The sequence below is a fragment of the Escherichia sp. MOD1-EC7011 genome, from assembly GCF_002965005.1.
Lineage (GTDB): Bacteria > Pseudomonadota > Gammaproteobacteria > Enterobacterales > Enterobacteriaceae > Escherichia > Escherichia ruysiae.
Window position 1 is genome coordinate 83,159 of the sequence record NZ_PTRD01000048.1, and the last position, 10,155, is coordinate 93,313.

Annotated in this window: 14 protein-coding genes and 1 pseudogene; 1 reads left to right on the plus strand and 14 read right to left on the minus strand. The window is 57.9% G+C overall.

The window, feature by feature from the left end; all coding sequences use genetic code 11:
• Positions 1 to 13: 13 nt before the first annotated feature.
• The 14 genes from A7098_RS21305 to A7098_RS21395 form a co-directional block, all read right to left on the minus strand.
• Positions 14 to 952 carry an Rpn family recombination-promoting nuclease/putative transposase gene (locus A7098_RS21305; protein ID WP_000038336.1) on the minus strand — a complete coding sequence of 313 codons (939 nt, stop codon included), beginning with the start codon at positions 950 to 952 and terminating at the stop codon, positions 14 to 16.
• Positions 953 to 1,016: 64 nt separating this feature from the next.
• On the minus strand, positions 1,017 to 1,283 hold the full coding sequence (locus tag A7098_RS21310; protein WP_001247862.1) for a hypothetical protein: 267 nt from the start codon (positions 1,281 to 1,283) through the stop codon (positions 1,017 to 1,019).
• Between the two features lie 93 nt (positions 1,284 to 1,376).
• Complete coding sequence (locus A7098_RS21315; RefSeq protein ID WP_000218863.1) at positions 1,377 to 1,811, minus strand: hypothetical protein; 435 nt, start codon at positions 1,809 to 1,811, stop codon at positions 1,377 to 1,379.
• 728 nt (positions 1,812 to 2,539) lie between these two features.
• Positions 2,540 to 3,040, minus strand: a complete 501-nt coding sequence (locus tag A7098_RS21330; RefSeq protein WP_000117622.1) for an antirestriction protein ArdA — start codon at positions 3,038 to 3,040, stop codon at positions 2,540 to 2,542.
• A 462-nt stretch (positions 3,041 to 3,502) separates the two neighbouring features.
• Positions 3,503 to 4,099 carry a hypothetical protein gene (locus A7098_RS21340; protein WP_000978012.1) on the minus strand — a complete coding sequence of 199 codons (597 nt, stop codon included), beginning with the start codon at positions 4,097 to 4,099 and terminating at the stop codon, positions 3,503 to 3,505.
• Positions 4,096 to 4,815 (minus strand): plasmid SOS inhibition protein A, encoded by a 720-nt coding sequence (locus A7098_RS21345; protein WP_001276261.1) that lies wholly within the window; start codon positions 4,813 to 4,815, stop codon positions 4,096 to 4,098. Before A7098_RS21345 ends, A7098_RS21340 begins: the two co-directional genes overlap by 4 nt.
• On the minus strand, positions 4,812 to 5,246 hold the full coding sequence (gene psiB / locus A7098_RS21350; RefSeq protein ID WP_000845900.1) for a conjugation system SOS inhibitor PsiB: 435 nt from the start codon (positions 5,244 to 5,246) through the stop codon (positions 4,812 to 4,814). The genes A7098_RS21345 and psiB overlap by 4 nt, the downstream gene beginning before the upstream one ends.
• A 54-nt stretch (positions 5,247 to 5,300) precedes the next feature.
• Positions 5,301 to 7,259 (minus strand): ParB/RepB/Spo0J family partition protein, encoded by a 1,959-nt coding sequence (locus tag A7098_RS21355; protein ID WP_001145463.1) that lies wholly within the window; start codon positions 7,257 to 7,259, stop codon positions 5,301 to 5,303.
• 58 nt (positions 7,260 to 7,317) lie between these two features.
• Positions 7,318 to 7,551, minus strand: a complete 234-nt coding sequence (locus A7098_RS21360; RefSeq protein ID WP_000005985.1) for a DUF905 family protein — start codon at positions 7,549 to 7,551, stop codon at positions 7,318 to 7,320.
• A 57-nt stretch (positions 7,552 to 7,608) separates the two neighbouring features.
• On the minus strand, positions 7,609 to 8,136 hold the full coding sequence (locus tag A7098_RS21365; RefSeq protein WP_001276120.1) for a single-stranded DNA-binding protein: 528 nt from the start codon (positions 8,134 to 8,136) through the stop codon (positions 7,609 to 7,611).
• Positions 8,137 to 8,519: 383 nt separating this feature from the next.
• Positions 8,520 to 8,753 (minus strand): hypothetical protein, encoded by a 234-nt coding sequence (locus A7098_RS21380; protein WP_023994109.1) that lies wholly within the window; start codon positions 8,751 to 8,753, stop codon positions 8,520 to 8,522.
• Positions 8,754 to 8,904: 151 nt separating this feature from the next.
• Entirely contained in the window at positions 8,905 to 9,096 is a 192-nt protein-coding gene (locus A7098_RS21385; protein WP_001027500.1) for a hypothetical protein, read from the minus strand.
• The gene (locus tag A7098_RS21390; RefSeq protein WP_000271679.1) at positions 9,093 to 9,515 is read right to left on the minus strand and encodes a DUF1380 family protein; all 423 of its coding nucleotides are present in this window, start codon (positions 9,513 to 9,515) and stop codon (positions 9,093 to 9,095) included. Before A7098_RS21390 ends, A7098_RS21385 begins: the two co-directional genes overlap by 4 nt.
• 46 nt (positions 9,516 to 9,561) lie before the next feature.
• Positions 9,562 to 9,987 (minus strand): antirestriction protein, encoded by a 426-nt coding sequence (locus tag A7098_RS21395; RefSeq protein WP_094249184.1) that lies wholly within the window; start codon positions 9,985 to 9,987, stop codon positions 9,562 to 9,564.
• Here A7098_RS21395 and A7098_RS24440 point away from each other — a divergent pair.
• A pseudogene (locus tag A7098_RS24440) lies at positions 9,986 to 10,155 on the plus strand (antirestriction protein); the annotation flags it as partial. The gene A7098_RS21395 and the pseudogene A7098_RS24440 overlap by 2 nt on opposite strands.

Below are 10,155 nucleotides of genomic sequence, written 5' to 3' on the forward strand. Positions count from 1 at the left end.
CTGTGATGTTTACTCAGTGAGTGATTTTCTTCAGTTCGTCATCGGAAAGTCCGGTAGCCTGCTTAATCTGCTCCGGCGTCATCCCCATTTTCTGAAGCTGGCACGCAATAGCCAGGGCTTTTTCAAGCGCTCCTTCCATGCGTCCTTCCATGCGTCCTTCCATGCGTCCTTCCATCCTGCCTTCCTGGCGACCTTTTTGCTCAAGACGTTCTGCGATAGTCATCAGTTTATCCTCATGCTGCGGCAGACGCTCAGCCAGCGCCCGCATAAATTCCGGTGATACAGAGTCCCCTGCGTTAACGATGTAATGAATCAGAACACGCACCTGCTCGTCTGAAATTTCCACCATGACCTGCGGGAGTTTGTCCAGCAGCTCCATCATGTCACGATGGCGGATATGCTTCATCAGCAGCGTCAGTGCGGCCATCCGGCGATGGTTCATGATTTCATTGTCATCAACGACAGTGATATCAACCAGCGGAAACGGCTTTGTGTATATTTTAGCCGCAAGCGCCGGATTCTCAAAACAGTCCAGCCAGTTCATGCTGTACGGGTACGGGCTGCGCTCACCGTGATAGAACAGCACCGGAATGACCAGTGGCAACGTTTTGTGCTGCTCCAGATGTCTCTGCATCGCCGCCACACTGTAACGTAACATGCGGAAAGGCATGTACAGATTTTCGGTGCTCTGGTGCTCGATGAGCGTATAAACATAGCCATCTTCACCCCCGGTGGTTTTCACACTCCAGAGGATATCGCTGGCGTACTGATGCAGGTCCGGCTCAACAAAGGTGGCGGGTTCCAGCTTCAGCGTGGACAGGTCGCACAACTGCCGGTACTCCGCCGGAAGATGCAGTTCCAGAAAATCTCTGGCGACGTCGGGATTCGCCAGGAACGACCGGAACGCGGCATCATGCGGCGTGGGCGTTGTGGTGTTTTTCTTCTTACTCACGGTTCCTCCTGGTGAGATGTCTGAACGTATCCTGCCGCCTGCACAGGCAGACGGCAAGGGTTAATCAGTGGCAGACCCGCTCAATTTCAAGCGCGCGGAGCAGGTGGCCCCATTCGCTGACTTTCATAGCGGGGATACGTACCCGCTTCTGCTCACTGCAACGTCTGGCGATATGGCCGCTCATCGCCAGGACGTCCGGGTTAATCTCATCCTGTGCCAGCTCCTGACGTCTGAAGCGGGTATGGCGGTGCAGGGGTTTATTCTCCCGCAGGCACTCTTCACGCAGACGCTTTACATACTCGGCGGTTGCGAAGATAATTGATGGTCTCATGGCATAATCTCCATAGATAGTGATTGAGATGCCGGACTTCCTGGCGGGGAAGCGCCGGCGGAGAGAGGCAGGGTTTATCGCCCTGCCTTTTTTTCATTTCGGACAGCGACGCAGTGCCAGCGCGAGCGCTTTCATCTTCCAGCCTTCCGGCGTGCGGTACATCACCTTCCAGTAGCCGTCGATGAACACATAATGGAAGCGCACCTCTTCAGTGCTTTCAGTGGCAATAGCCTCCCTGAAAGAACGGTACTCACGCGCCTCACTGTCCATCCGGAAACCACTGTCACGTCCGTAATAAGCCGTCACACCGTCCACCGGGTTCTGAAGCGTATGCCCGGCGGGTTTGTCGCAACGGGGACCGAGGCAACGGATATCACCGTGTTCAACCAGGGCTTCGGCCTGCTGACCGGTGGCATAGTGGGTATGCAGGATGCGACCGTTCCAGGTCGGCTCACCGTGCAGGTGGCAGTAAACGGTACGGAACACCCCGTCGCGGCAAAAAACGGAAATCGTGCTGCTGACAGTCATGAAAACGTCTCCTTCTGCTGAATCAGGTCGCCGGGCCGACCGGTTGCTCCCCGGAGGGGCGAAAGCCCCTTCTGCCGTCCACTTCTTCGGGGTTTCTCCCCGCAGTGGACCTTTCCGATGGGGCGTCCGTCACCACGTCACGGGGCAGCTGTCCGGGGGCGGACGCAAAATTTTTTGCCGGGTTTATGGCTAAAAATTTTGTGGACGGTATATCTTCCCCTGGACTGCTGAAACGGGATGTGGTTACTCCAGCCCCCGGAAAGTCCACAGCGGGAAACAGGCCGCAGGGGTGGCGGCGGAAGGGTTGACTGCGCCATCAGGCGCAGTGGCCTTACACACCGTCAGGTGTGCAGGGAGCGCCGTTTCCGGCGCGACAGGGGCGGCGCGACCGGAACGGTCGCTGCAAGCCTGGTTTTTCAGACATCGGACCGTAGCGGCAGCCCGAAACCGCGCCAGCGGGTTCGGCGGAGACTGGCGGGTGCGCCAGCAGCTGCCTGTCGGAGTCGGGCCTGACGACCGGATGCCGCCAGGCAGCCGGGAGCCGAAGGTGTCCCCGCCTCCGGAAATCAGAACAACAGAAACGACATAACAGAAAAATGCCTCACACCATGACGGGCAGGAAGGGCAGCGCCGCAGGCGCGGCCCTCCTGCATTTCAGGCAGGCGTAAGCCTGCCAGGGTTTTCCGGCGGCCTGGCAGGCCATACCCCCGCCGGAGCGGGGGAGTAAATCACCGACGGAACACATGACCGTCAATAAAGGTGAAGGAGTCCAGGAATAAATCCCGCGCATACGCCTCATAGTCAAAATAGAGCGCCACCGTCTCCGGCACGTCAGCCAGCAGGCCGGTATCACTGGCGAACTCAACCGCAAAAGCCTCCTCACTGTCAGCCTCGCCCCACCAGGCATCGCGGAAGGTGTCAAAATCCGTCTCACCGGTATCCTCCACCCAGAGACGATAAGCCTCTTCGCAGCCTTCATCCCGTGCCTGGCGGAAGCCTTCAACCCAGGCCCAGTTGATATGGCATTCAGAGGCCATATTCCCCGGGAATCCCTCATAATCCTGAAACATCAGTTCAGGATCGGCTTCATCCTGGTGAAGAGCACGGCAGGCGGCGAAAAAGTCGCGCTCATCATCAAACGTGGTCAGGTCAAACCAGCGTCCGGCGATGCTTCCACAGTTGTATTTGTGCCAGGTTCCAACGTATACAGCAGGTGCAACAACAGACATTCCCGAATCCTCCATAGTCACATGTTCTGCGGCACCGGGCGGTGCCGTGCCTCCATAAAAGCCGGGCGATAAGGCGGGGATGCACAGGGCGCAAGGGAAGCCGCAGCCTGACGCACACGGCTGGCGGGAGTTGGAGGGTGAGACCGCGAAATCTGAGCGGGTGAACGACCGGAAAATCACGGCAGACGGGAAGGAGGGACCGGGTGACCGCAGCGGCGAAGCGTACCCTTGCATCAACGCCAGCCCGGCTAAGATGGAGGCACGGCACAGCCCGCACACGACGCTGAGGCCACAGAGCTGAAAACCCACAAGGCCATGCCCCGCATGGCCGGGTAAAAGCGGAGCCGCCGGCGACTTCCTTATTCCGGCGAGTGCAGAGGACACGCCGCATGACCTCCAGACCACCCCTGATATGAAACGATCATGATCGGCGTGTCCCTGCGTAAAATATACATGTCTGGTTCACCGGAGAATATCTGTGATATCCACAAGTTTTCTGTCGCACAGCCAGTCCTGCGCTTCACGCACCACGCTACTGTCGGGTTTCACCGCTTTCAGCGATGATGCCAGTCGCTTGATCAACATAACCAGTTCCCGTGTCTGTATGTCCGGCATTGTCTCCGGCGGAGCAGAGGGACTCTCATTTCCGACGCCCATCCCATGCGCTTCCAGTGTGGCACGGACAAACCAGGCGGCATCGACCAGTTGCTGGCGAATCCAGGTCAGATCGGCATTTCTGTCACGGGCTGCCATTCGCTCACCCGACAGCGCCTTGCTGATATGGCTGCGCACCAAATTATCCAGGAGTTCCTGCGCTTCTTCCGGTGAAAAGCCACCTGGTATCTCTGTGCGCAACAGTCCTTTCCTGTACAGTAGCTGCAGCAGATCAATCTGCGACCGCACTGCAACTATCAGTACATAACGGACAATATTCGCACTGGCGGTGGTTTCTGTATCATTCAGCAGTTCCTCCGGATCATTACCACCGGTATTGCAGAGCAACGGCAACAGAGGTCGCATCCACACGGGAACCTGATATTGTTCGTCTGATTTCATCATATTGCGTTCTCCAGCTTGTTCGGGATCATCCACTGCTCAAGTGCACGTACCTGTACCGGTGCACCACGACCGGCCTCACCGGCTTCAAAAATCAGCCGCCAGAGTGGTTCCTCCTGCCAGAAAAACCGGTCAAATGATGACAGTGATGGAAAACGCCCGCACCACCCCCAGAAAATCGTTTCCAGATCATGCTCCTCAACAACACCAGACCAGCGGGACAACCAGCTTCCGACCGTGGCGGGAGTATGAAACGCAAGGTCAATCTGCGCCTGAGCAAAACATGTCTGGTATTCCAGTTCCCGTCGTTCTGCCTCACGTTCCCGCTGGCGGCTGTATTTCTGCTCTGTCAGCGTGGTTTTCTGACGACGCCGCTCACCTTCACGAAAAGGAACGGACGGGAACAGACGATGCCCCGCATCGGATGGCAGGGGAAGAACACAGACTTCACCAAAACTTTCAATCAGTTTATCCACGGCAGCCAGCCACAGGAGACGGTTGCCATGAAATTCCTCCTTCGTCAGCGCAGGAGCAAAAAAGCGGAGATCGGTCAGCGAAATCCGGCGACTGCCATTCAGGCAGCGAAAGAAAGCGCTGGCATAAGGCCATGCTGAAAGTGTGCGTCCCTGACGACGACGTTGTTCGGTGACAGCCACAGCCTGCATGGCGGCCTGTTGCTCTGCGCTGAGGGGGATCAGTGCCCGTGAACGTGCGCTCATGCCTGACCTCCTTCTGCCATCAGGATATGGATGATGTCGTTAACACTGTACCCCTGCGCATCAAGTGTCGCGGCAAGCGCCAGCGTGTGACTGATAGCGACAGGCGTGAAGATATGTTGCACCTGAACGACGGCGAAAGGCTGTCCACCACCATTCACCAGAACCAGCATCCAGAGCTGAGAGACGTCTCCCGGCGAACATAATGCCAGGTGGAAACGTTCGTGGGCTGGCGTGAAACGAACCTGGACGGGGAAAAAGCCCCCGAACTCACTGCCATACTCGCCATTCATCATCCAGTTAGCCGGTGCGTCCACTTCACGCATCACCTCGTGAGTGAGATTACGGCGCATATCGCTTCCCGCAGCACGGATATCTTCATATTCCTGTGCGTTCATGGACTGCAGGGCATTCAGGGTCAGTTCAGTTTTCATCACGGTATCTCCCTTGCTGCCGCCCCGTCTCCGGCGGGGCGGTGTGGTTGTTCATCAGGCGGCATCAGCCAGGTTATCGGTGCGTTCAGTGGCATCTGTCTGTGGATGTGGTGCACACATCCAGCCTGGAACCCAGCGGTTGTCTTTCATGTGGAACTCTGCATGTTCAGCCGCATCGCCTTTCTTCATCTTCTCCGCGTCCCGTGCAGCACCGGACAGTCCTGCCTCATTCAGGGCTGCGATAATCTGCGGCTTTTTCAGGTGTCCGAAGAAGTTTGCTTTTGTCGGCTGCCACCAGTCGCGCATGTGAAAGCCGATGGCGCTTTCCAGCGAATCCAGCGGACTGCGTGACGTGTGACCATACTCACGGGTCTGAACACCGTGGATGCTGCACGCAGTGCAGAAACTGAGCAGGGACAACAGCACCTCCTGACTGAGTGACAGGAACGTCGTCATGTCCCGTGCCCATCCATCCGGCAGCAGGGCTGCAAGACGGGCTTTTTCTGCCATCATCGCCATGAATGCGGCACCTTCCTTCCCCGAGGGCGCATCGCTGGTCAGCGCATAATGCTCACATTCCAGGCGGATTTTTGCGGGATTGCTGTAAGCTCCGCTGCCAAACACATTCAGGCAGAGCGTCCATGCCAGCAGTGCCAGAGATTTGTCCGGTTGCTGCATCAGTGCTGCCTGGACTGCCAGCGTGCGTTCGGAAGACATTTTCGTCAGCAGTGGCAGACTTATTTCCTCCACTGACGCTTTCTCCTGCACCTGTTCCGTACGGTCAGCGTCGTCAGCCGCGTCATCCTCGCTGCGCAACTGCACACCACGCTGGACACATACGTTGCCATAACGCCAGGACACCACCACACCGCTTCCGGCACGTATCTCCGGCGTCCACGCCCTGACCTTCGCCATGCAGCGCATCAGCTTCATTTCTGCTTCCAGCAGGTCGGATTCCTCACACTGATTTTCCAGCGCGTCGTAACGCGTCATCAGTTCGTTCAGGCGTTCGTCTTCCGCCTCCGTCAGCACCGCTTCCGGCTCCGGCAGACAGCGGTATGTTCCGGCATCCTCACGGCACTCACCGACAGGCTCCATGCGCCCGGCGCACCATTCCCAGCCTTCGGCTTCCCGAAGGTGTTCAGCGACAGCCTGGAGTTTTTCCAGCAGGGCGGCATCGAGCGCCACGCAGTCCACATAGCCACCCTCGTCGTCGCTGAACAAATCGGTGCGCAGTTCGTCTGGCGAGAAGGCATCAGCCCCCACGAAGCGGAATTTACTGTTCCCAGCCACCGCCACTTCACTTTCGGTAATCAGGTTGCGGATAACCCGCACATCCGGTTTACCGCCCCATCCTGACTGGCAGGCGGCTTCAAACACCTGCACCTGACGCGCGGTGTCGTTCTCCAGCGCCAGCGCCTGACAGTGTTCGGTGGTGATGCGGTCTTCTGCCAGCGCATCAAGGATGACGGGTGCAAGGTCTGCCAGTTTCAGCATTCGCTGGACGTGGCGGGGTGAATAGCCCAGCAGGTCGCCAGTCTGCGCAGGTGTTTTGCCTTCCTGCGCCATTGCGCGGAATCCGGCAATCTGTTCGGCAGGGTGCATATCCCGACGATGACCGTTTTCAGTCATTGATGCGGCAGTCGCCAGTTCCTGCGGAATAACCTTCACGCGTACAGGCCAGTCAGCCGTAAGGATGCCACGCTCTGCCAGCATGTTGAGTGCAGCCAGTCGGCGACCACCTGCGGCGACACCGTAACGGTCACCAGGCAGGGTATGCACGACCAGATTCTGCAACAGGCCAACGCCCTTAATGGACTCAGCCAGTTCGCTGACGGACTCCACAGAATACGGCACCGTGCGCACATTCAGCGGTGATTTAATCAGTGAGGCCAGCGGCACGCTCACTTCCTCCGTCTGCGCCAGCAGGGCAGACAGGACAGTTTCCTGCGTTTTTGCAGATTTACGGCTTGCTTTGCGGGTGGTTTCTGGTTCACACTTCGTTACAGGCATAATCATCCCCTTATAATTGCTTATGTCCTGCCGGACGTTCGCGCGTCCGGCACCTCTCTTACTTAAGAATCCCGAAATCACGGATGGCATGGTTCATCCAGTACCCGGCACCGTCCTCAAAATTCCAGGTACGCCAGACCATTGTTCCGTTATTACGGACAACCAGGCGAAAATGTTCTCCGTGGTCATCCTCGATAAAGACGTTCCGGTACTGTGCGGCAACGGCTTCGGCATGTTTGCGGGTAAAAGGACCGTCAGGCAGTCCCTGAAGTATTCTGAAATATTCGCTCATCCTCATATCTCCGGTGATGCCCCGCGCAGGGCGGGGCGGTTATCACAGTCAGGCCAGTCAGAACGGGATATCGTCTGAAAACCCGTAATCCTCCCCCTCCGGCGGTTGCGGCTGAGGCTCGGGCTGCGCGGCCTTACGTCCACGGCCTTTCGTTTTCGCGCCACCTTTTTTCGTCGCGTCAGCACTCTGTGGCTGCCCATTCTGCTGAGGCTTCGGTTGCGCCTGAGCGTTCTGCTGTGGTGCACGTCCCAGCATCTGCACGGTGCCCGTGGTCTTAACAAGAATTTCAGTGACGTAACGGGTGATACCGTTATCTTCCCAGCTACGGGTGCGAAGCTGACCTTCGATGTAGACCTGCGCGCCCTTGCGCAGATATTCACCTGCCACTTCCGCGAGCTTGCCGAACAGCACCACGCGGTGCCATTCCGTCTGCTCCCGCATCTCCCCCGTCTGTTTGTCACGCCAGCTTTCTGATGTGGCCACCTGCAGGTTTGCCACTGCGCCCCCGTTGGGGATGTAACGGACTTCCGGATCATTGCCCAGACGCCCGACGAGGATGACCTTGTTGATACCACGTGCACTCATAAGAACCTCCTGACTGAAAGATGTGAGATAAACCGGATACCGGCGACGGGACGTTCATGTGCCCCTTCAGAGGAGCGAAAGCTCCTCCTGCCGTCCACTTCACAGGGGTTTCTCCCCGCAGTGGACCTTTCCGATGGGGGCCCGTTTACCGCCTCACGGGACAGCTGTCCGGGGGCGGACGCAAAATTTTTAGCCGGGTTCATGGCTAAAAATTTTGTGGCCGGTGCATCTCACCCTGGACAGATGGAACGGGAGGGGGTTACGTCTGCCCCCCGGAAAGTCCACAGCGGGAAACAGGCCGCAGGGGTGGCGGCAGGAGGGAAGACTGCTGCGCCATCAGGCGCAGTTTCCTCACACACCGTCAGGTGTGCAGGGAGCGCAGGTCACGGCGCGACAGGGGCGGCGCGACCGGAACGGTCGCTGCAAGCCGGGTTTTCACGCATCGGACCGTAGCGACAGCCCGAAACCGCGCCAGCGGGTTCGGCGGAGACTGGCGGGTGCGCCAGCAGCTGCCTGTCGGAGTCGGGCCTGACGACCGGATGCCGCCAGGCAGCCGGGAGCCGAAGTGGGCGCAATAAAAGACAGCCAGAAACGGTGACAGTGTCACGGAATATCACACCTGTTCCTGGCATACAGCCATACACTACCTTCTGACCGGAAAGCCGGGCCGGCAGCGCCGCAGGCGCTGCACCCCGCATTTCCGGCAGGCGTCAGCCTGCCAGGGGTTTTCGCGCGGGCTGACAGGCGGCCTCCACCGCCTGCCCTGTATCACCTGTTTCTGCTGCCCTGAAGGATATAGTGACCACCGAGGAAAACCGCCTGCTGATTCACCACAAAATCGCAGATTTCATCAACAATCTGCGCAGTGGTGAGCGGTTTCTGCCCCATTTCACGACGCCGCGCATTAATCACGGCTTTGTAATTGCGCAGAATTTCGCGGGTTTCTGTGCTGATATTCATGACATGTGCTCCCCGTCCAGCGCCTGTAACACAACGTTCATTGCTTCGCGTTCCTCCCTGACGAACGCATCACCGTCGCCCCCGTTCTCACTCCCGACGGCATACAGGCGCTTCATTTCACTGCCTGCCAGCGCCATCACTTTTTCCAGCATCACCGCCGGAACTGTAACCTGACGGCTGGCGCGCTTTTCTTCCATCAGCTCACGAACAACGTCGTGAACAATGCTGACATCCGCACCATATTCAAAGGCATCGTCCAGCCGCTGCATGACGGTTTCCAGCTCATCGTCTGACAGGTTCCAGTCCTGAGCCATATGGCGCACATCCCCACGGGTCAGCACCAGGGCAAAAACGCATTCACTGTCCGGCACGTCTGTATCCAGTACATCGCGGATAATTTCTTTAACAGTACAGTACATGTTCTCGTCTCCTTTACAGGGGCGGCATTGCCGCCCCGTCCGTTAATCAGTCCAGTGCTGCGTAAATCGCGTTGCATTCAGGGTGAAATTCGATGTGACGCCACAACTGCGCATCGCGCATCCGGTAAAGCTGGGTCAGTCCTGCATCCCCGCTGTCGTGGTACAGCCACAACTGGCGGTTAATCACAAGAGAGGTCAGAATGACACCTGCGGCATCAGCACTCACGGTACGGTCAAACCAGTTTGCACCGTTCACCATGTGGAAACGGTCGCCATCCGGCATCATGTAACCGCCACCGTCCGGCAGGCGGATGAAGTGCCAGAATCCGCCTTCATATTCCGGCATCATTTGTTTCGCCAGCACGTATACAGACGCTTCGGCATACAGAAAATCTTGGCCAAACAGGTAAGGCAGAAAAGACAAACGGTCGCACTCTTCAACGTTCAGAGTGACAGGTTTCGCATATTGCATGATGTTTTCCTCCGTTGTTCACATATTCCGCGACACCGGGCGGTGCCGTGCCTCCAGAAAAGCCGGGCGATAAGGCGGGGATGCAGGGGCGCAAGGGAAGCCGCAGCCTGACGCACACGGCTGGCGGGAGTTGGAGGGTGAGACCGCGAAATCTGAGCGGGTGAACGA